Annotated in this window: 20 protein-coding genes; 18 read left to right on the forward strand and 2 right to left on the reverse strand. The window is 46.3% G+C overall.

Going from position 1 to position 20904, the window contains the following annotated elements; translation table 11 throughout:
* Window positions 1–7: 7 nt before the first annotated feature.
* Complete coding sequence (locus C0033_RS12695; protein WP_180994716.1) at window positions 8–793, reverse strand: metallophosphoesterase; 786 nt, start codon at window positions 791–793, stop codon at window positions 8–10.
* A gap of 341 nt (window positions 794–1134) precedes the next feature.
* Between C0033_RS12695 and C0033_RS12700 the strand changes: the two genes are divergently transcribed.
* The 9 genes from C0033_RS12700 to C0033_RS12735 all read left to right on the forward strand — a co-directional run bounded on the left by C0033_RS12700 (window position 1135) and on the right by C0033_RS12735 (window position 9678).
* Window positions 1135–1437 (forward strand): metal-sensing transcriptional repressor, encoded by a 303-nt coding sequence (locus tag C0033_RS12700; RefSeq protein ID WP_103228292.1) that lies wholly within the window; start codon window positions 1135–1137, stop codon window positions 1435–1437.
* A 107-nt stretch (window positions 1438–1544) separates the two neighbouring features.
* Complete coding sequence (locus C0033_RS12705) at window positions 1545–4067, forward strand: heavy metal translocating P-type ATPase (protein ID WP_103228241.1); 2523 nt, start codon at window positions 1545–1547, stop codon at window positions 4065–4067.
* Window positions 4068–4257: 190 nt separating this feature from the next.
* A complete protein-coding gene (gene rpsF / locus C0033_RS12710; RefSeq protein ID WP_103228242.1) occupies window positions 4258–4545 on the forward strand; it encodes a 30S ribosomal protein S6 in 288 nt (95 codons plus the stop codon).
* 24 nt (window positions 4546–4569) lie between these two features.
* Window positions 4570–5028, forward strand: a complete 459-nt coding sequence (locus C0033_RS12715; protein WP_103228243.1) for a single-stranded DNA-binding protein — start codon at window positions 4570–4572, stop codon at window positions 5026–5028.
* Between the two features lie 30 nt (window positions 5029–5058).
* Window positions 5059–5328, forward strand: coding sequence for a 30S ribosomal protein S18 (gene rpsR / locus C0033_RS12720; RefSeq protein WP_103228244.1), 270 nt, complete (start codon window positions 5059–5061; stop codon window positions 5326–5328).
* 376 nt (window positions 5329–5704) lie between these two features.
* Entirely contained in the window at window positions 5705–7699 is a 1995-nt protein-coding gene (locus C0033_RS12725) for a sensor histidine kinase (protein ID WP_103228245.1), read from the forward strand.
* Window positions 7662–8378, forward strand: coding sequence for a response regulator transcription factor (locus C0033_RS12730; RefSeq protein WP_103228246.1), 717 nt, complete (start codon window positions 7662–7664; stop codon window positions 8376–8378). The genes C0033_RS12725 and C0033_RS12730 overlap by 38 nt, the downstream gene beginning before the upstream one ends.
* Before the next feature lie 98 nt (window positions 8379–8476).
* On the forward strand, window positions 8477–8638 hold the full coding sequence (locus C0033_RS27055) for a hypothetical protein (protein WP_180994717.1): 162 nt from the start codon (window positions 8477–8479) through the stop codon (window positions 8636–8638).
* Between the two features lie 47 nt (window positions 8639–8685).
* Complete coding sequence (locus tag C0033_RS12735; protein WP_103228247.1) at window positions 8686–9678, forward strand: response regulator; 993 nt, start codon at window positions 8686–8688, stop codon at window positions 9676–9678.
* 21 nt (window positions 9679–9699) lie between these two features.
* Here the strand turns inward: C0033_RS12735 and C0033_RS12740 are convergent, their stop codons facing one another.
* A complete protein-coding gene (locus C0033_RS12740) occupies window positions 9700–10656 on the reverse strand; it encodes a LysR family transcriptional regulator (RefSeq protein WP_103228248.1) in 957 nt (318 codons plus the stop codon).
* A gap of 335 nt (window positions 10657–10991) precedes the next feature.
* Here C0033_RS12740 and C0033_RS12745 point away from each other — a divergent pair, with 335 nt between their 5' ends.
* From C0033_RS12745 to C0033_RS12785, 9 genes are all read left to right on the forward strand, one after another.
* Window positions 10992–11942, forward strand: coding sequence for a sugar kinase (locus C0033_RS12745; protein ID WP_103228249.1), 951 nt, complete (start codon window positions 10992–10994; stop codon window positions 11940–11942).
* Between the two features lie 36 nt (window positions 11943–11978).
* A complete protein-coding gene (locus C0033_RS12750) occupies window positions 11979–12869 on the forward strand; it encodes a dihydrodipicolinate synthase family protein (protein ID WP_103228250.1) in 891 nt (296 codons plus the stop codon).
* A 60-nt stretch (window positions 12870–12929) separates the two neighbouring features.
* On the forward strand, window positions 12930–13820 hold the full coding sequence (locus C0033_RS12755; RefSeq protein ID WP_103228251.1) for a dihydrodipicolinate synthase family protein: 891 nt from the start codon (window positions 12930–12932) through the stop codon (window positions 13818–13820).
* Between the two features lie 372 nt (window positions 13821–14192).
* The gene (locus C0033_RS12760; protein WP_103228252.1) at window positions 14193–14666 is read left to right on the forward strand and encodes a heme-binding protein; all 474 of its coding nucleotides are present in this window, start codon (window positions 14193–14195) and stop codon (window positions 14664–14666) included.
* Window positions 14667–14684: 18 nt separating this feature from the next.
* On the forward strand, window positions 14685–15188 hold the full coding sequence (locus C0033_RS12765) for a tripartite tricarboxylate transporter TctB family protein (protein ID WP_103228253.1): 504 nt from the start codon (window positions 14685–14687) through the stop codon (window positions 15186–15188).
* 24 nt (window positions 15189–15212) lie between these two features.
* Entirely contained in the window at window positions 15213–16712 is a 1500-nt protein-coding gene (locus C0033_RS12770; protein ID WP_103228254.1) for a tripartite tricarboxylate transporter permease, read from the forward strand.
* Window positions 16713–16734: 22 nt separating this feature from the next.
* Window positions 16735–17775: a tripartite tricarboxylate transporter substrate binding protein gene (locus tag C0033_RS12775; protein ID WP_103228255.1), complete on the forward strand. Its 1041-nt coding sequence runs from the start codon at window positions 16735–16737 to the stop codon at window positions 17773–17775.
* 21 nt (window positions 17776–17796) lie between these two features.
* Window positions 17797–19233 (forward strand): aldehyde dehydrogenase family protein, encoded by a 1437-nt coding sequence (locus tag C0033_RS12780; protein WP_103228256.1) that lies wholly within the window; start codon window positions 17797–17799, stop codon window positions 19231–19233.
* A gap of 38 nt (window positions 19234–19271) precedes the next feature.
* The gene (locus C0033_RS12785; protein ID WP_103228257.1) at window positions 19272–20894 is read left to right on the forward strand and encodes an FAD-dependent oxidoreductase; all 1623 of its coding nucleotides are present in this window, start codon (window positions 19272–19274) and stop codon (window positions 20892–20894) included.
* The last annotated feature ends 10 nt before the right edge of the window (window positions 20895–20904 follow it).

Genomic DNA, 20904 nt, shown 5'->3' on the forward strand with positions numbered 1-20904 from the left:
CTGTATTTTAACTGTGTTGTAATGCGATAATGACTAATTCGGGCGGATTAAAAACGCGCACCAGAAAATTGTTGCCCAGTCCGCGGCTGACAACCAGGTGCTTTCCTTCTTCTTCAAACAGGCCTCCGTCGTATTTGGGGAACAGGCTTAAATCGGGCGAAAGAAGTCCGCCAAGCCCGGGAATCCGTATGATTCCGCCGTGTATATGGCCGGATAAGGTCAGATCAGCGCCCCAGTCCCGGTAAGAAGGATAATAAAGCGGGTTATGGGACAAAAGTACGGTATAGCAGGAGTTATCAAAACTTCCAAGGGCATTTTCCGTATCTTCCGCCGAAAAATGGATTCCTTTTATATATTCGCCCAACGGATCTTTATAGTATACCATGGGAGTGACTAAACCGTATAACTTGAGAAATGCTCCTTTTCGGGAAATGGTGGTCCAGTTATTTTCCAGAATCCGGATTCCCATCTTCCTTAATTCCGAAAGAAGCCCGGAGAGCACATCCGCAGATAATGACTGCTCATGGTTTCCGGTTATATAGTAAACCGGATACCGTTTTACAAGGCGGCGGCACAGATCAATGAAGCCGGGCACCGCCCTGTCCTTTTCATCCGCCATATCGCCGGTCATGGCGATGAGATGAGGACGGGCCTCATCAATCCGGTTCAGAAGAAGCCGGTTATCCGGCCCGTACAGCGCTCCATGAAGGTCGGACAGATGGGCGATCCGGCAGCCGTTAAATTCCGCCGGAATACGTGGTGAATTAATTGTATAATGAACTGTTTGAAACAAAAATAGTCCTTTCGGGACAATGCGTCCGCTGTTTTTTGATTTAGGTTTATTATACAAAGTATTTTTGTCCGTTACAAGTGATTCGGAAGAAAAAGAAATAAGAGGGATGGCACAGAGCTGCGGTTTCCTGTCCCTGTGCTCTGATATCTGATCCGGCTCAGACAGCTTCCATGGCTGCATTCTGTTCCGGTTTTGGGCATGAAAGTGTCTGAAGGTGCGGAAAGCCGGAAATGCTGCAAAAAATTTTAATAAAGTGCTTGCATAATACCTGATGGGGGTATATAATAAACAATGTAAATATACCTGTATGGGGTATACGGATGCAAAAGGAGGCCGGAATGATGGAAGAAGGAATGAACTGCTGTCACAAAACAAAAGAGCGGACAGAAAAAGAATATAAGAGCCTGGTACACCGTTTGAACCGGATTGAAGGACAGATACGCGGGATCAAAAACATGGTGGAAAAGGACGCCTACTGTACGGATATACTGGTCCAAGTGGCTGCGGCTACCGCCGCTCTGAACAGTTTCAGCAAGGAATTGCTGTCCAGCCATATACGGACCTGCGTTGCAGATGATATCCGCAGCGGCAAGGATGAGACCATTGACGAACTGGTCGATACAATCCGGAAGCTGATGCGGTAATATAATCCCGGAATGGGATAGATGCGAGAACTGTCAGAGCGGCGGCAAGGGAAATACGGCAGCAGAAAGCATTGACAGAAAGACAACAACAGGAAAGGAGTAAATAGATGGAGCAATATAATGTAACAGGTATGAGCTGTGCGGCATGCAGCGCCCGCGTCGAAAAAGCGGTATCCAAAGTGCCGGGAGTTAAATCCTGTTCGGTCAGCCTGCTGACCAATTCCATGGGAGTGGAGGGCGACGCACCGGCAGAGGCCGTGATCCGTGCGGTCGAGGAAGCCGGATATGGGGCGGCTGCGAAACGTGCCGCAGCAAAGAGCGGGCCGGCGGCAGATGACGGTGATATGTTAAAAGACAGGGAGACGCCGGTATTAAAGCACCGTCTGGCTGCCTCCCTTGGATTTTTGATTGTCCTGATGTATTTTTCTATGGGACATATGATGTGGAACTGGCCGGTTCCTGCATTTTTCGCGGATAATCATGTGGCTATGGGGCTGCTTCAGCTGATTTTGACGGCCATTGTCATGGTTATCAATCAGAAATTCTTCATCAGCGGATTCCGGGGGCTTTTGCATAAAGCTCCGAATATGGATACGCTGGTGGCATTGGGTTCCGGCGCGTCTTTTGTATATAGCGTGTATGCGCTGTTTGCCATGACGGCCGCTCAGACCAGAGGGGATATGGCGGGAGTCATGGAATACATGCATGAGTTTTACTTTGAATCGGCCGCCATGATTCTGACTTTGATTACAGTCGGCAAGATGCTGGAAGCCCGTTCTAAGGGTAAGACCACAGATGCGTTAAAAAGCCTGATGAAACTGGCGCCTAAAACAGCAACTATTATAGAAGGCGGCAAAGAGGTGGAAGTTTCCATCGATCAGGTGAAAAAAGGCGATATTTTTGTAGTCCGCCCCGGTGAAAATATTCCGGTAGACGGAATTGTTCTGGAGGGCAGCAGCGCGGTCAATGAATCGGCTCTGACCGGAGAAAGCATTCCGGTGGATAAAGGCGCCGGGGATCAGGTATCGGCCGCCACCACCAACCAGTCCGGCTTCATCAAATGCCAGGCGTCCAGGGTTGGCGAAGACACCACCTTGTCCCAGATCATACAGATGGTCAGCGATGCATCGGCAACGAAAGCGCCAATTGCCAAGGTTGCGGATAAAGTATCGGGAATCTTTGTGCCTATCGTGATTGTGATCGCTGCGGTGACTATACTGGCCTGGCTGATCGCAGGCCAGAGCGTCGGTTTTGCGCTGGCACGGGGTATATCCGTTCTGGTAATAAGCTGTCCGTGCGCTCTCGGTCTGGCAACTCCGGTTGCGATTATGGTGGGCAACGGAATGGGAGCCAAGAATGGCACCATGTTTAAGACAGCCGTTTCCCTGGAAGAGACGGGCAAGACACAGATCGTAGCCCTGGATAAGACCGGAACGATCACTAGCGGAGAACCTAAGGTGACCGATATTATTCCGGCAAAAGGATTTACGGAAAAACAGCTTTTAGAGCTGGCGTCCGCATTGGAGAAGAAAAGCGAACATCCGCTGGCCAGAGCGGTTCTTACGCGGGCTGAGGAAGAGAAGATGGAAGCCAGGGAAGTAACCGATTTTCGTGCGCTTCCCGGTAACGGATTATCCGCAGTTTTGGACGGCGCTGTGCTTTGCGGCGGAAACTTTACTTTTATCAGCAGCCAGGCAGAGGTGACTGAGGAGATGAAGCGCAGGTCGGAGCAGCTGGCAGAGGAAGGCAAGACCCCGTTATTTTTCAGTAAAGACGGCAGTATGGCCGGCGTCATAGCCGTAGCCGATACCATAAAAGAAGATAGCCCTCAGGCAGTAAAAGAGCTTCAGAACATGGGAATCCATGTAGTGATGCTGACTGGCGATAATGAGCGGACGGCCAGGGCTGTGGGAAAACAGGCCGGTGTGGACGCGGTGATTGCCGGCGTGCTCCCAGAAGGAAAAGAAAATGTGATCCGGGAACTGAAGAAAAAGGGCAAGGTGGCCATGGTGGGAGACGGCATCAACGATGCGCCCGCCCTCACCAGAGCGGATATCGGTATCGCCATCGGAGCAGGAACGGATATTGCTATCGACGCTGCCGATGTGGTGCTGATGAAGAGCCGCCTGAGCGATGTTCCGGCCGCCATCCGCCTGAGCCGGGCCACATTAAGAAATATTCACGAGAACCTGTTTTGGGCGTTCTTTTACAATGCGGTGGGAATACCGCTGGCAGCAGGCGTATGGTTCCCGTTATTCGGATGGAAACTGAATCCCATGTTCGGGGCGGCGGCCATGAGCTTATCCAGCTTTTGTGTGGTCACCAATGCGCTCCGGCTTAATTTCTTCAAAATGCATGACGCATCAGGGGATAAAAAAATAAAAGCAAAAAGAAAGGAAGAAAAAATTATGGAAAAAACAATGAAAATCGAAGGAATGATGTGCGGACACTGTGAGGCCAGAGTGAAAAAGTGCCTGGAAGCGCTGCCGGAAGTAAATGAAGCCGTAGTGAGCCATGAAGCCGGAACCGCAGTGGTAACCTTGAATTCACAGATAGAGGATGATGTTTTGAAAAAAACAGTGGAAGATCAGGATTATAAAGTGCTGTCCATTGAGAACAGCGGCAAATAAAATGTAACAGTTCAGCATTCCGATGCTTTAGCCGGCTTCGGAAGGCTGAACTGTTATAATAAAATCAAAAAATCCCTGAAAAATGCTTGATTTTATGGACAAAGTTTGATAAAATGAATATTCGTGACATATAAATTCCTTGCTCCTGAAACTGAAAGCAGGGGCCAGAGACCACAAGGAGGTTAAAAGCATGAACAAATATGAATTAGCAGTTGTTCTTAGCGCAAAACTCGATGATGAAGAAAGAGCAGCAGCACTTGAAAAGGTAAAAGGATATATTGCCCGTTTCGGTGGTACTGTAACTAACGTTGATGAATGGGGTAAGAAGAGATTAGCTTACGAAATTCAGAAGATGAAAGAAGCTTTCTATTATTTCATCCAGTTTGAGTCTGATTCCAATTGTCCTAACGAAGTGGAAGCACACGTTCGTATTATGGAGCAGGTTATCAGATATTTATGCGTAAGACAGGATGCATAATAGAAGATAAGAAAGAGTGATCGTATGAATAGAGTTATCCTTATGGGTAGATTGACAAGAGATCCTGAAGTGAGATATTCTCAGGGCGAGCGTTCTATGGCAATTGCAAGATATACTCTTGCCGTTGACAGAAGAGGCCGCAGAAGCCAGGACGGCGGCGAACAGACAGCAGACTTTATCAATATCGTAGCATTTGACAGAGCCGGAGAATTTGCAGAAAAGTACTTCCGCCAGGGTATGAGGGTTTTAGTTTCAGGAAGAATTCAGACTGGTAGCTATACCAACAAAGATGGTCAGAAAGTTTATACGACTGACATTATTGTAGACGATCAGGAATTTGCTGACAGCAAGGGCGCTGCTTCCGATATGGGCGGCGGCGGATACCAGCAGCCGGCAGCCAGACCAGCGCCATCCAGCGCAATTGGTGATGGATTTATGAACATTCCGGACGGAGTTGAAGACGAAGGACTTCCGTTCAATTAATACCTATATTCGAAGAAGGAGGTAACATCAATGGCATTCAATAGAAATGATAAAGCTGACGGTTCTAAGATGAGAAGAGGCGGCGGTATGCGCAGAAGAAAAAAAGTTTGCGTATTCTGCGGCGATAAGAACGGCGTAATCGATTATAAAGATGTAAACAAATTAAAAAGATATGTATCTGAGAGAGGTAAAATTCTTCCTAGAAGAATCACAGGAAACTGTGCAAAACATCAGAGAGCTCTTACAGTAGCAATTAAGAGAGCACGTCATATCGCTTTAATGCCTTACACAATGGAGTAAGATCCTTATTCTATAAGGGCTTTGAGTGTTGGTTTTGCTCAAATGTTTACTCATAGTGTGAATAAAATATGATTTTATAAATGACCTTATATGAAAATATGAGGTCATTTTTTGTGCTTTCGGCGGTATATGTTTCTAATAGGTGTAAAATGATATAAAAAACCTTCCAGACAAAATCTCAATCCAGCATTCGTGAATTTACGGATACAGGTTATTGAAGGAAGAAAAGAACCGAGAAGGGTACAAAGAAAAAACGAGGCAAGGGACAGGATGTGATGATAGAATTAGATATAAACTGCAAATTGCCGATATTGGTTTATATACCTGTGATTATTTGATATAATCAAGCTATCAATGAATGCGGGGAGGCGGGAAATTGTCAGAGAAAAAAGAGCGGTGGATACTGGCAGTTGTTCTGCCTATGATAGTGATTTTGATGCTGGCGTTATGGGGGATTAAGCCGCGCCTAGATGAAATCACAACTGTAACCTCTGCAGACGGCATATGGGATTTGACGGATTACGCCCTTGACCAAAGGGTGACTAGACTTACCGGTTCCGTTGAATATGTACCAAACGCTCTGCTTACCCCGCAGGCTTTTTCTGAGAATGCTTTATTAAGAGACAATAAAATCCTGCTGGGACAGCCTGGCAATGAGATTCCGTATGCCACCAGCCGGATGCGGATAAAGGCTCCGAAAGGCAGCTATTTTATCTGCGGGTACAGCGTGGACTTTGCCAGCCGGATGTATGCCAATGGGGAGTTGCTGTTTGAAGCCGGCGTTCCGGGCGACAGCCGGGAAAATACTGCGCCGGGCGTGGAATTCTATGTGCTTCCGGTATCGCCGGACGAAAATGGAGAGATTGTTATTGTGCAGCAGGCGTCCAATTTCACCCATAAAGACGGGGGAACCCATGGAACTCTCTACATCGGCATGCCGGAGCAGATCAACCGGTATGCAGTCCGTAATCTCTGGCCGGAAGTAGTGCTCATGGGATGCTATCTTTCTCTGTTTGTCGTACATCTGATCCTCTATTTGATGATGCGTGGCTACAGGCCTAATTTCCTGTTTGCTTTGTACTGCCTAACATGGTTTGTCCGTACAGGAGTGACCGGACAACGGATATTTAGCGTGATATTGCCGCAGCTGCCGTGGACGGCAGTGTTCCGGCTGGAATATTTAACGATGCCGTTAAGCGGTATTTTGCTTGTTTGGCTTCTATATCTGCTATTTCCGGGTGTGCTGCAAAAATGGTTTCCTCCGGCTGTCACTATATTATGCGGTTTATTCGCAGCTGTTGATCTGTTCGGTTCCACATTGTTTATGTCCTATACTACAGTCTGGCGTATCGTGATTCTGGTGCTTATCGGCATATATTTTTTTGTCCGCCTGTTTTTGAGCTGGCAGAGGCCGGACCCGGGACAGTCTGCCGTATTGTCGGGATTTGCATTTTTGGTGTTTGCAGCCATATGGGATATGATGTACCATCGTGATATGTTCATGGCTCCGGCCCTGCGCTTTGCGATTTCGGAGATGGCAATGGCGGTGTTCGTCCTATTTTCCATGACAGCTATGTTTTTTGGTACCATGCGGGAGGTGCGCCGCGCCAGAGAGAGGGAGGAGCGCATGGCCGCTGAAAAGGAGATGCTGGCGGAGATGAATCGAATGAAAAATCAGTTTTATACGGAAATATCCCACGAAATGAAAACTCCTTTAACGGTTATATCTGTCAATGCGCAGTTCGCGGCCCAGAACATTAAGGCCGGTGTGGTGGATGAAGAAACAGTTACCGATCTGACCGCTATTTCGGCCGAAGCCAGGCGGTTGTCGGAAATGGTCACAGGCCTTGTGGATCTTGGCCGAATGCAGGGAACCGTATCCGGGAGAACGGAACTGTCTCTTGAGTCTTTAGTGGCGGAAACGGTGCGCATTTATCAATCCATGTTTGCCCGGCGGGCAAATACCCTGACAGCAGAACTTGAACCGGACATACCCGTTGTGGAGGGCAGCACCGACCAGATTGTTCAGGTTCTGATCAATCTTCTCAGCAATGCCAACAGACATACAAGAAACGGCAAGGTAGTGGTCAACGCGGAAGTTTTGAATGACCAGGTACGGATCAGCGTTTCGGATAATGGAAGCGGCATCAGCGCGGAACTGCTTCCGCACGTATTTGACCGGTTCTGGCGGGGCGAGGGAGGCGGAACCGGTTTGGGGCTTACCATATGTAAAACAATAATAGAAGAACATGGCGGCGAAATTGGAATAGAGAGCGAAGAGCACAGGGGGACAAGGGTTTGGTTTACTCTTCCGGCGATGAAAGGGGCGGGACATGAAAGAAACGGGGATAATTCTCCTGGTAGAAGATGACAAAAATATTCAGCGGATTAACCGTCGGATTTTGGAACGGGAAGGATTCACGGTACTGTGTGCCGCAACCATAGGGAAGGCATATGAGCTTCTTCAAAAGCATTCGCCGGATGTTCTGGTGTTGGACATTATGCTTCCGGATGGAAGCGGGCTGGTTTTTTGTGAAAAAATCCGTTCTGCTACTCCAGCGCCGGTACTGTTTCTGACAGCACTGGATGAAAAGAATGAGATTATTGAAGGGCTTGTTGCAGGCGGCAATGACTATATTACAAAGCCTTATGATGTGGACGAATTTGTGGCCCGCGTTAAAACCCAGCTCCGCCTTGTGCGCATGAATCGTCAAACAATGGAACACACAAAAACTTTGACGAGGGGGCCTTTGGTTCTGGATACAGTAGCGCTGCGGGTCTTTTTAAACGGCAGCGATATGAGGCTTTCTGCCAGGGAATTTTCCGTTCTGCTGTATCTTTTAAAAAATGAGGGAAAAACCCTTCCGGCGGAGGAAATCTATGAAGAGATCTGGAAACAGCCCATGTCCGGAGATGCTAATGCTCTTTGGAAATGTATGTCGCGGCTAAAGAATAAACTGGCGGCTTCAGAAGGCAGAATATCTTTAATGAATTTTCGAAATGAGGGCTATCTGTTAGACATTTTGGACGACGGGCTGGAAAATAAGTGATATAAGAGTGACGGTATAACGCGAACCTGACATTTTGGTAAGGTTCGCGTTTTTTTCGTTTTTTTCTGTTATGCTGAATCTGAGAAAGGAGGAGGCGTATGGAAAAAGAACATTCACAGATAAGGTTTGAGGTGTGTATAGAGGATTACCGCAATTATACATGGCAGGGAAAATTGACAACAGAGGGTCGTGTGATTGAGTTTAAAAGTGATTTAGAACTGCTGCTCACCATAGATAAACTGGTGAGTAATAGGATGTGAAAGGCCTTTCTGCAGTTTCACTATTAAAAAAGGAGGGAGGCCAGTTAATGAAACTTTATACAGGTATCGCTGGACAGTCTCAGGTCTTATGTCATCAAGAGAGCGCAGTTCGTAATGAACGGTTCGTCGGGGAATGTTTAAAAAGGATAAGCGCGGCTTCAGATGCGGAAGAAGGACTGCGCCAGCTTCTTTGTTTTTTAGGGGAGAAGCTGGAATGCGACCGGGTATACGTGTTTGAGGAGATCGACCGGCAGCATATTTACAACACATACGAATGGTGTAGGCCGGGAATCTCATCCGGTATTGAAGAACTCCCTTATGTGACAAAAAAAGACTTGTTTCCCTGGTATGGGCGGTTGGCAGGTGGAGGGAACATCATCGAATCGGATGTGGAAATGCTTAAAAAAAGTGATCCATTAATTTATGAATTTTTACAGTTTCAGGAAATCCACTCCATCATTCTGAGCCCTATGATGGTCCAGGGAAAGATATACGGTCTTCTGGGGGCGGATAATCCTCCGCCGGAAAACCTCAGACATATTTCGGTGCTGTTCGATTTGCTGGCATATTTCGTATATTCTCTGGTCAGCCAAAGGGAATTGTCAAGGCTCAGAGAGATCCGCAACTCTGTTCAGAAAACCAGAACTGCCGAATCCAGGCATGTGGGAAAGACCGTTTTGCTGGTAGACGACAGCCCGGAGCTGCTTCGCCTGAATGAACGAGTCCTTCGTCCGGATGGTTATACTATTATGAGTGCGAAGTCACTGCAGGAAGCCGGTGCGCTGCTTAAAAAATCTTCGCCGGATGTCATTGTTTTGGATATTGATCTGTCGGATGGAAACGGACTGAGCTTTTGCAGAGAACTGCGCAGCAGAGCTGACATTCCGGTGGTATTTCTTACGGCCCACTCCGATGCGCGAACTGCGCGGGAAGGGATAGAGGCCGGAGGCTGCGCATTTCTGACTAAGCCTTATCAAATGGAGGATTTACAGAAAGCGGTGTCTGATGCGGTGGATGGAAAAAACAGCTCCAAAATATGAAAAATAAATTTGAATTTTCAATTAGCTGTTAGCCGGATTGATCAAATCCAATTCCAGCTTGTTGAAGCTGTTAATAATATGCTTTTTAAAGGTGAGCAGCATCTTAGGCATAAATTTTTCTTTGTGGTAAACGATATAAAAATCCTGTTTCATATTTAAAAAAGGAATGGCTTTAAATTCACCGCTTTTCAGCCTTTTTCGGACAGAAAGCTTAGATAATACTCCCACTCCGTGTCCTGCCGCCACCGCATTTTTAATTGCCTGTGTATTATGGCAGATCCAGGTGGGATTCCACTGGATGCCCAGTTCTTTTGTCACCTTTTCAAACTGTATTCTGGTTCCGCTTCCGGGTTCTCGGATGATAAAGTCTGCGGTTTCTAAATCACGTACCGTGATGGTCTCCATTTGGTAAAAAGGATGTTTATGGCTGTAGACAGCCACCACGTCGGCTTCCATAAACTGTTCCGTAATCAGCACCGGGTTATCGATATAGCCTTCGATAAGAGCGATATCAATATCATTATTTAATAATAAATCTTGCACGCGTTGGGTATTTTCGATATAAACACGGTATTGAATATCAGGATAAAGAACTTTAAAAGAAGAAATGATGTCGCTTAATACACTGGTGCCAACAGTGACGCTGGCCCCGATTCTGATTAAGTCATTGGTAGCGGTATGCCGGATCTCGCTGTCAATTTTGTCATATGTATCAACCAGATAGATAGAATGGTGGTAAATTGTTTTGCCCGCTTCTGTTAAATAGAGTTTCTTATCAAGTCTTTCAAATAATTTCACTCCATACCAGTCTTCCAGTTCTCCGATCGTTTTACTGATTGATGGCTGAGATACGTGCAGAATTTTCGATGCTTGTGTCATATTCATATGTCTACAGACTTCATTGAAAACCCGAAAGTGTCGAATTGTCATTGTAAAACCTCCTAATAGTTTATCCATTGGTAATTTGGGCAGCTGCATATCTTGATGTAAAAAATTATAATGATAACATAAAATAATCCCATTTTTAAAGTATAACGATAAATGGCAGAGCAATCATTGTTTTGTCTAAAAGATTAATTATAGAAATTATATTACATTAAATATAGCATTTCAAGTTGTTAAATAATGGTATAATATTCTATTTTAGTGCACATTTTGCATAATAAACCCTGATTTTGATGAAAATAATTGACTTTAATAACCAATTGGTTATCTGTCCGATTCGGTTTATGTATTTTACAAAGTACAATCCGGTGTTTATAATGAAACCATAAGCAGAGAGATAATAATTCAGATGAAAAGGAGACAGAGAAATGCCGGAAGTAGTGACGATTGGAGAGACTATGGTGGTTTTTGACAGCCTGAATGCTACCAGGCTGAGATATAGTTACAACTTTGAATGCCATACCGGCGGCGCTGAAACGAACACTGCAGTCGCATTGACTCGGTTAGGACATACGGCCGGCTGGATCAGCAGATTGGGCGAGGACGAGTTTGGTTATAAGATTTTAAACCAGTTTCGGGGAGAGGGCGTGGATGTAAGCCAGGTTCAGATGTCGGATCAGGAAGTAACAGGCATTTTCTTCCGTCAGAGGCTGGATAACGGTGAAAGTAAAAACTTTTATTATCGGAAAGGATCGGCGGCCAGCGCCATGACTCCGGATATTCTGAATGAAGATTATATAAAAAATTCAAAAATTATGCATATTTCGGGAATTACTCCGGCAATCAGCGAAAGCGCGGCACGTACAGTGGAGAGGGCTATGCAGATTGCAAAAGAAAACAACATTTTAGTGGCATTTGATCCGAATCTGAGATTAAAGGTGTGGACGTTGGAGGAAGCGAAAAAGACCCTTGACCGGTTAATGGCATATGTGGATATTGCGCTGCCGGGAGTGGAAGAAGGGGAGCTGCTGTATGGGACTTCTGATCCGGATAAGATCGCTGCGGCCGTTAAAAACTATGGTGTTAAAACGGTTATTGTAAAAGTTGGAGCTGATGGCTGTATTGGATACGAAGGAAATAACAGAGAGGTTTCTTCCGGTTTTAAGGTGAAAAAAGTAGTTGATGCATTTGGCGCAGGAGATGCTTTTGCAGCCGGTATTTTGGCCGGGACCTTGGAAGGGCGTTCTTTGGGAGAGCGTATGAAGTTAGCAAATGCGGTCGGCGCTATGACGGTTACGGTAAAGGGTAATATTGAGGCATTCCCGATGAGAAAGGAAGTCGAAGATTTTATCAGCGGCAGTACGGGGATTAATCGATAACATAAAAATTATATGTGCAATTAAGGAGGAAAAGGAATGGATGTCAAGAAGTTTTCAGGAGTTTACCCGGCGGTTATCACCCCATTTACAGAGGAAGGCAAAGTGGATGTAGGGAAACTTACAGATTACATTGCGTATCTCGTGGATAAGGTGGACGGTTTATTCGTAGGAGGATCTTATGGTTCCGGCCCGATAATGACCGTGAGCGAGAGAAAGACGGTTGCAGAAACCGTAATGAAAGTGGCAAAAGGAAAAGTCCCGGTGATCTTTATGATCGGATGCACGGATACCAACAGCACCATAGAGCTGGCAAAGCATGCGGAATCGGTAGGAGCCGATGCGGTAGCAGCGGTAACGCCCTGCTATTACCGCCATACGAAGGATGTTATTATCCAGTACTATAAGGACTTAATCGCAGCAACCAGTCTTCCGGTCATCGCATACAACAATCCAAAGTATTCCAATTTCTGCATTACCGGAGACCTGTTAAAGGAGTTGGCGGATATCGGGCTGCAGGGAGTAAAAGACAGTTCTGCGGATATCGCATTATTCTATGATTATATGGCAAAAGTGGACAATGACGGTTTCTTATTCCTGATCGGATCTCAAACTCATCTGGTTCCAGCGGTAGTAGGCGGAGCGCATGGAGTGGTATCCGGATTATCCAATGCATTCCCGGGATTTATTAAGGAAATCTATGAGAACTGTAAATCAGGCAACTTCCAGAAAGCGAGAGATATGCAGCTGAAAGCGAATCTTCTCCGCTCCGTAACAGGAGATGGAATCCCTGTTCCATTCTATCATGCGGTACTGCCGATGCTGGGAGTGGATATCGGAGTTCCGAAAAAGCCGTTCCTTCCGAGAAGTGAAGCTGAGGTAGAGAGAATCAGAAAAGCGTTAGTTGAGACTCAGATGATCATAGGTTAATTTTTTTTGAAGAAAATACATAATACAATATACAATGTTCATAAAAAGGAGGAAAATGAGATGGATATCAAGAAATTTTCAGGAGTTTACCCGGCGGTTATCACCCCATTTACAGAGGAAGGCAAAGTGGATGTAGAGAAGCTTACAAACTACATTGCATATCTCGTAGATAAGGTGGACGGTTTATTTGTAGGAGGTTCTTATGGTTCCGGTCCGATTATGACTGTGAGCGAGAGAAAGACGGTTGCAGAAACCGTAATGAAAGTGGCAAAAGGAAAAGTCCCGGTGATCTTTATGATCGGATGCACGGATACCAACAGCACCATAGAGCTGGCAAAACATGCGGAATCGGTGGGAGCCGATGCGGTAGCAGCGGTAACGCCCTGCTATTACCGTCACACAAAGGATGTTATTATCCAGTACTATAAGGACTTAATCGCAGCAACCAGTCTTCCAGTCATCGCATACAATAATCCAAAGTATTCCAATTTCTGTATTACCGGAGACCTGTTAAAGGAGTTGGCGGATATCGGACTGCAGGGAGTAAAAGACAGTTCTGCGGATATCGCATTATTCTATGACTATATGGCAAAAGTGGACAATGAAGGTTTCTTATTCCTGATCGGATCTCAAACTCATCTGGTTCCTGCAGTAGTAGGCGGAGCGCATGGAGTGGTATCTGGATTATCCAATGCATTCCCGGGATTTATTAAGGAAATCTATGAGAACTGTAAATCAGGCAACTTCCAGAAAGCGAGAGATATGCAGCTGAAAGCCAATCTTCTCCGCTCCGTAACGGGAGATGGAATCCCTGTTCCATTCTATCATGCGGTACTGCCCATGCTGGGAGTGGATATCGGAGTTCCGAAAAAGCCGTTCCTTCCGAGAAGTGAAGCTGAGGTAGAGAGAATCAGAAAAGCATTAGTTGAGACTCAGATGATTATCGGCTGATGAATCACAGAGTTTTGAGAGCGTTCTTCGAGCCTGTTGCCCATATCCATTGTTTTACCTGAATCTGAGGTTGACGATGCATACGTTATGCGTCTTTGTAAATGCCTTGGAGGTTGGCATAGAATACCCCTGTCCTGACTGATTATGTCATTTGAACGGTATTTTCGCTGAACCTCTGGGGCATTTTTAAATCCTTTGATATGTGATGACGAAGATCGCTAACTTAATGGTTATGTAGGTAATAACATTTAGGTATTGGAAGATTAGAAAAATCTATAGTACGATATGTATAATAAATGAAGCAAAAATATGAAAAAATATACAAAATAAACAAAAACAAAAAGAAGCAAAAGCGGTCACAGGGAGAACGGTATGGGAGAATACGAAAGAAGATTGTCTGAGTTAAAACAGGAAACAGAAGAGATTCATTTTAAAAGGTTTTTGGCGGAGGATGCCTATAAACTGGGAAACCGGATGGTACAGGCGGCTATGGATAAAGGGGTTGATCTGGCGGTGATGATACGGGTGAACCAGAAGATGATGTTCTATTTCGCTTTCGACGGAACCGATTTAAATCATGAACGGGCGGTTATCAGAAAATCAAATGTGTCGGATGCGTTCCGATGTCCATCTCTCAAAATCTTTTATGAACTGCAGCAGAGCGGGTTAACGATTAAAGACAGAGGGCGGGATCCCATGGAATATCTGGCGCTGGGGGGCGCAGTTCCCATTTATGTGGAACAGGCGGGGATCATTGGAACCATTTGTGTCTCCGGTATGAGCCATTTTGAAGACCATCAATTTGCAGTGGACTGTATAAAAGGATATCTGGCCGGAAGTATTTGAGTTTATGGAGGTGGCGGAATGATAGGAAACTTTATCACATCGGTTTTATTGCTGATCTTGTCGGGGGTTATCTATGCAGAGAGTTCAAAAATGCCAAACCTTGGCGGCATGACTTTGGCGGGTCCCGGATTTTTCCCAAAGTGCTGCGCAGCTTTCTTTACATTTGCAGCGGTGGTACTTATCATACAGGAAGTTTATAAGATTATAACGGTGAAAACAGGGGATACGGCTTATGCCAAAGCGGAACTTAAAAAGGCTGTTGATCTGAAGGAAACCATAAAAAATAATTTGTCCGGCGTTTTTAGGATGACAGTAATACCCATATTGATGGTGTTATACGGAATTTCGCTGCGCGGCATTGGATTTGAGATTTCCACATTTGTATTTCTTATAGCCAGTATGGCAGTCTGCGGAGAACGCAGTTGGAAGCGGCTGCTGCTGATTCCAATAGCTGCAATCATTGTTGTCTATCTGTTGTTTATTAAATTCCTCAGAGTGGCAATACCTACCAGTTTTTTGTAAAACGTTGAGAGAGGAGAAAAGAATATGGCGGCAAATATTACGATGGTTTTATCAACGATATCATTTTCGACTATTATCTTGACGTTTGTGGGCGTGGTGCTGGGAATTGTTGTGGGTTCTATACCGGGGCTGACTGCTACGATGGCAGTAGCGGTTTTGACCTCTTTTACTTTTGGTATGGAATCTTCAAAGGCCATTGCCATGCTTTTGGGGATTTTTGTAGGCGGCGTTTACGGAGGTTCTATCTCAGCTATTCTGATGAAAATTCCCGGTACGTCATCCGCTGTTATGACGGCGCTGGACGGTTATCCTATGGCCAAGAGGGGAGAGGGCGGAAAGGCAATCGGCATCTCCACGGTATCCTCCTTTTTCGGAGGAATTGTGAGCTGTATCTTTCTGATTATTGGATGTTCGGCGATTGCCGGTCTGGCAGCGAAGTTTTCTTACCCTGAATATTTTGTGATTGCGGTTTTTGGTCTGTGCGTGATTTCAAATGTATCTTCAGATTCTTTATTAAAGGGGCTTTTAGGGGCTATTTTGGGAATCTTTATCACCACTGTGGGAATGGACAACTTGACGGGAATCACCCGGTTTACCATGGGTTCCAGAAATCTGATAAGCGGAATCGGTATGGTGCCCGCGTTGATCGGATTGTTTGGAGTTTCTGAAATATTAAACCAGTTGTTCAATATGAAAAACGGAGAGGTGAAACAACAGGAGATCGGCAGGACATTTCCGGGATGGGGCGTAATAAAAAGAATCAAGTTTATATTGATAAAATCTTCTATTATTGGGACTTTAATCGGAGCTCTTCCGGGAGCAGGAGGGCCGATTGCAGCTTTTGTGGCTTATAACAGCGCAAAGAACGGATCAAAAGAACCTGAAAAATACGGAACCGGTATTCCGGAAGGAATTGCGGCGCCTGAGTGTGCCAATAACGCCACTGTCGGCGGTGCGCTCATTCCGATGCTGGCGCTGGGGGTGCCGGGGGACGGAGTTACGGCAATTATTATGGGAGCATTTGCGATTCACGGGCTAAGACTTGGACCGATGATCTTTAAAGAAACTCCTGATATTGTATACAGCGTCTATGTATATACGATTATTGCCAATATCTTTATGCTGATCGTTGGATTAACGGCGGCTAAGTATTTTGCGAGACTGATCAATACGGATAAAAAGATATTGATCCCCATTATTTTGATGGCGTGTGTCGTGGGATCTTTTGCATCTTCCAATAAAGTGTTTGACATCTATGTTATGACAATTTTTGGCATTCTGGGATTTCTGATGGATAAAGTCGGCATTTCCACGTCGGCGTTTATTCTGGGGCAGGTACTGGGAACACTGGCTGAGGTGAATTTCCGGTCGGCGCTTACGCTTTCCAAGGGAAGCTATAAGATATTCTTCCGGCCGATTCCCATGGTATTCTGGGTTTTGACCATAATAATGGTGGTGGTTCCCAAGATAAGAAAAGCGTTGAAAAACAAAGCAGAGAAGGAAAAAAACAGCGCGGCGGGGTAAAACGCGCGGAAATGAGGGTAAAATGAAAAAAAGTATTGGTTTGGCGGTAGGAATTATGGCAGCGGTTATGGGATTGATGTCCGGTTGTTCGAAAGCTCCGGAGGCGGCCCCATCAACAGCCGGAAATACGGCGGCACAGTCTTCTGAAGCAAAGACAGAGGCTGCAAAGTCAGAATTTCCCAAGAGCAAGATAGAACTGATTATTCCTCAGGGAGTGGGCGGAGGAAGTGATTTGATTGCCAGAGTGCTGGTGTCCCAGGTGGAGAAGGATCTGGGGGTTCCGGTTGTGTGCACCAATGTGGAGGGCGGTTCCACGTCCCTCGGACTGCAGCAGCTGGCGGATTCTGACCCGGATGGGTATACCATCGCCATGACGATGACAAACCTTGCCACCCTAAATGCGCTTGGATATTCTGAACTGTCATATGAAGATTTCACGTCTATCTGTGGAGCTAATTTTGATGCCCCTACGGTTATGATCCGCAGCAATGACGACCGGTTTACAGATCTTTCGGGGATTGTGGAGTATGCAAAAGCTCATCCCGGCGATTTGAGCTGGGGAACCGGAGCAGCAGGCGGAATGTGGCACCTGGCCATTTTGAAGTTCTGTAAAGTGGCCGGCATTGAGGTCAATGTGGTTCCCAACGCAGGAGGCGGTACTGGTGTGGGTCTGACCCTTGCAAACGGCGATATTGATGTAGCAGTATTCAGTCCGGTGGACTGTATTTCACAGATCGATTCGGGAGAGATCATTCCGGTTGCAGCGCTTACGGATGTCCGCATGGAAAGCTATGCAGATGTACCCACATCTGTGGAATTGGGCTGGGATTGTTCGGTTTACTCTACCAGAGGTTTTGTGGCGCCGAAGGGAACTCCGGACGATGTGATTGCCGTATTGGAAGCTTCCTTTAAAAAGGCGGTGGAAAGTGATGAATTTAAAGATTTTATTAAGAACCAGCAGTCCAATATTATGTGGAGAGACGCTAAGGAATATGAGGAATGGATGAAGGAAGAAGTGGATACCTATGTTCCGATTCTGGAAGAAGCAGGACTGGCGAAATAAGATAGAAGGAGGCGCGGGAATATGAGTTTTAAATTGTATATCAATGGGCAGTTAGTGGAAGGAAAAGGCGTGGAGAGAACAATCAGCAATCCGGGTACGGGAGAAACCGTTGCGGTCATTAAATGCGCCAGCAAAGAACAGACGTTGGAAGCTCTTGACGGAGCCCAGGAAGCATTTAAAACATGGTCCCGTATGTCCTTGACGGAAAGGGGACAGTGGATCGGAAAGCTGAAAAAGGCTCTTTTTGCCCAGAAAGAGGAATTGGTGGATATTCTGTCTATGGAGACGGGCAAGCCCTTGTTTGCGGCGGCGAGAGGGTTCAATGTGCTGGTGGATGCACTTGACTTTTATTATGAAGAAGCAAAGCGTTTTACCGGGATCACGATTCCAGACTATAACAGCAGCAATGCTTCTTATCATACGAACGCGTACCGCCCAAAAGGCGTTATGGTAGGCCATCTGTCCTGGAATATGCCTCTTCTCAATATTGGAGCAAAACTTGGACCGACCCTGGCATCGGGATGCACCTGTGTTTTAAAACCAGCCTCCCTAACCCCTCTTTCTGCCTTAAAGGTGGGTGAAATTGCCGAATCAATACATTTTCCCAAAGGTGTATTCAACATCGTGACAGGGCCGGTAAATGATGTGGCGACGGTGCTGAATTCAAGTCCGATTCCCAGGCTGATTACACTGATCGGTTCATCGGAAACCGGAAAACAGGTGATCCGCGATTCCTGTAATACGATAAAATCCTACTCTCTGGAATTGGGCGGAAATGCTCCTGCCATCGTGATGCCGGATGCAGATTTGGAAAAGGCAGCGAATTTCATTGCATCCCTTAAAATGAATAACTGCGGTCAGATCTGTACCTGCGTAAACCGCGCTTTGGTGCACGAAGACGTGGCAGACGAGTTTGTGGAAATTGTCAAAAAACAATTTGAAGCATGTAAACTGGGCTGGGGCCGGGAAGAGGATGTCACTATGGGGCCTTTGATTACAAGAGGTGACAGAGACCGGGTTCTGGGACTGATCAGTGACGCTGTTGCCCACGGTGCCAATCTGGTATGCGGCGGAGAAATTCCTGAGGATAAATCATCAGGCAATTATCTGACGCCGGCCCTTCTTACCGGATGTAATAATCAGATGGAACTATGCAGAAAAGAAATCTTCGGCCCTGCACTGCCTGTAATTACCTTTAAGACTTTAGAGGAGGCAATTGAAATAGCTAATGATACGGAATACGGACTTTCCGCCTATGCTTACACCCAAAATCTGCATGATGCATTCCTGCTGACGGAGAATCTGGAAGCGGGCGAAATCATCATTAATGTATGGGGCGGCGGCTCTCCCCTTCCATATGCCCATGGCGGCGTGAAGGAAAGCGGAATCGGAAAGGACTGGTCCACCATATCATTATCAGAATATTATGATGTAAAACGGATTACCATGACACCGTAAGACGGTTCCCCGTATAGGGGGAGAAAGAAGGATTGACGATGAGGGTTTTAATTATCGGAGGCGTAGCAGCGGGAACTAAGGCGGCGGCCAAGCTGAAGAGAGAGGATCGAAGTGCAGAAGTTACCATTCTTACAAAAGGCAGCGATATCTCGTATGCCGGCTGCGGACTGCCCTATTATGTGGGAAATGTAATACAGCGGAAAGACCAGCTGATTGTAAATACGCCTGAAAGCTTCAGCGGCCTGACCGGGGTTACTGTGCTCACCGGAATGGAAGCGGTGGCTGTAAACCGGGAGCAGAAGACGGTGACGGCCGTATCGGAGAAAACGCAGGAAAAGAGCGTATTCGCCTATGATAAATTGGTGATAGCATCCGGGGCATCTCCGGTAAAATTGCCTGTAGAAGGGGTGAATTTGCCGGGAGTGTACTTTATGCGGACGCCTGATGATGCGGCTGCACTTAAAGAAGCCGTGGAAGCGGGCAAAATTAAGCGGGCAGTGGTGGCCGGCGGAGGGTTTATCGGCCTTGAAATTGCGGAAAATCTGGCGGCTCAGGGCGTGAAGGTATCGGTTTTGGAGATGGCTGATCACATTTTACCGGGTTTTGATCCTGAGATGGCCGCTTATGTGGAACGGCATCTGGCGGATAAGGGAATCATGGCATTTACCGGAACAAAATTGGTGGGTATTCTGGGCAGCGGTCATGTGGAAAAGGTTCAGACCGGAAAACGGGCCATGAAGGCGGATGCGGTAATTCTATCCGTGGGAATACGGGCTAATACAGGCTTTTTGGAAGGAACAGGCATTGAATTGATGCCGGATAAAACCGTGAAGGTGGATAGCCGGATGAGAACCAATGATCCCGATATCTATGCGTTGGGAGACTGTGCCTGCGTATCAAATATGATTACAGGAGATGCTCAATGGTCTCCGATGGGCTCTTCCGCCAATATAGAAGGAAGGCTGGCTGCCAGAGTCATTGCGGGAAAAGAAGGAAGCTATGCAGGAGTATTAGGAACGGCTGTATGCAAACTGCCTGAATTAAATGTGGGGCGGACCGGTATGACGGAATCGCAGGCTGCGGCGGCAGGATACCATCCGGTGAGCGTGGTAGGCGTAGTGGATGATAAGGCGCATTATTATCCCGACGCATCCTTTTTCATCATTAAAATGACGGCAGATCAGAAAACCGCTAAACTTTTGGGCATTCAGGTGCTGGGAAAGGGCGCGGCAGATAAAATCGTGGATATAGCTGCGACGGCGATCTCATTGAAGGCTGATTTGTACCAGCTTTCCAATCTGGATTTGGCGTATGCGCCGCCTTTTTCCACGGCGATCCATCCATTTGAGCACATGGTAAATATTCTTTTGAATAAGATGGAAGGCGAATTTGAGACAATTACGCCTTCCGGGTACATAAATGGAGAGGCGGATGGTTACCGGATCGTGGACGCTTCCCTGCAGCCATCCATTGACGGTGCGGATTATGTAAACTTGTCTAAGGTTACAGGGGTAATGACTGAATTCGGACCGGATGAAAAACTGCTTTTGGTGTGTGCAAAAGGCAAACGGGCCTATATGCTTCAAAACCGCCTGAAATATTATGGTTATACAGGGACAAAGGTGCTTGAGGGCGGTTTGACGTTCAATGAATTAAAATAGTAGGAGGAAT

It is taken from the genome of Clostridium sp. chh4-2 (assembly GCF_002899675.1).
Lineage (GTDB): Bacteria > Bacillota > Clostridia > Lachnospirales > Lachnospiraceae > CHH4-2.

Coding starts and splice junctions, on each gene's coding strand:
- C0033_RS12700 (WP_103228292.1), top strand. CDS start 1,135: ATGGAAGAAGGAATGAACTGCTGTCACAAAACAAAAGAGCGGACAGAA.
- C0033_RS12715 (WP_103228243.1), top strand. CDS start 4,570: ATGAATAGAGTTATCCTTATGGGTAGATTGACAAGAGATCCTGAAGTG.
- C0033_RS12765 (WP_103228253.1), top strand. CDS start 14,685: ATGATAGGAAACTTTATCACATCGGTTTTATTGCTGATCTTGTCGGGG.
- C0033_RS12735 (WP_103228247.1), top strand. CDS start 8,686: ATGAAACTTTATACAGGTATCGCTGGACAGTCTCAGGTCTTATGTCAT.
- C0033_RS12775 (WP_103228255.1), top strand. CDS start 16,735: ATGAAAAAAAGTATTGGTTTGGCGGTAGGAATTATGGCAGCGGTTATG.
- C0033_RS12740 (WP_103228248.1), bottom strand. CDS start 10,656: ATGCAGCTGCCCAAATTACCAATGGATAAACTATTAGGAGGTTTTACA.
- C0033_RS12770 (WP_103228254.1), top strand. CDS start 15,213: ATGGCGGCAAATATTACGATGGTTTTATCAACGATATCATTTTCGACT.
- C0033_RS12730 (WP_103228246.1), top strand. CDS start 7,662: ATGAAAGAAACGGGGATAATTCTCCTGGTAGAAGATGACAAAAATATT.
- C0033_RS12760 (WP_103228252.1), top strand. CDS start 14,193: ATGGGAGAATACGAAAGAAGATTGTCTGAGTTAAAACAGGAAACAGAA.
- C0033_RS27055 (WP_180994717.1), top strand. CDS start 8,477: ATGGAAAAAGAACATTCACAGATAAGGTTTGAGGTGTGTATAGAGGAT.
- C0033_RS12705 (WP_103228241.1), top strand. CDS start 1,545: ATGGAGCAATATAATGTAACAGGTATGAGCTGTGCGGCATGCAGCGCC.
- C0033_RS12750 (WP_103228250.1), top strand. CDS start 11,979: ATGGATGTCAAGAAGTTTTCAGGAGTTTACCCGGCGGTTATCACCCCA.
- rpsR (WP_103228244.1), top strand. CDS start 5,059: ATGGCATTCAATAGAAATGATAAAGCTGACGGTTCTAAGATGAGAAGA.
- C0033_RS12755 (WP_103228251.1), top strand. CDS start 12,930: ATGGATATCAAGAAATTTTCAGGAGTTTACCCGGCGGTTATCACCCCA.
- C0033_RS12780 (WP_103228256.1), top strand. CDS start 17,797: ATGAGTTTTAAATTGTATATCAATGGGCAGTTAGTGGAAGGAAAAGGC.
- C0033_RS12745 (WP_103228249.1), top strand. CDS start 10,992: ATGCCGGAAGTAGTGACGATTGGAGAGACTATGGTGGTTTTTGACAGC.
- C0033_RS12785 (WP_103228257.1), top strand. CDS start 19,272: ATGAGGGTTTTAATTATCGGAGGCGTAGCAGCGGGAACTAAGGCGGCG.
- rpsF (WP_103228242.1), top strand. CDS start 4,258: ATGAACAAATATGAATTAGCAGTTGTTCTTAGCGCAAAACTCGATGAT.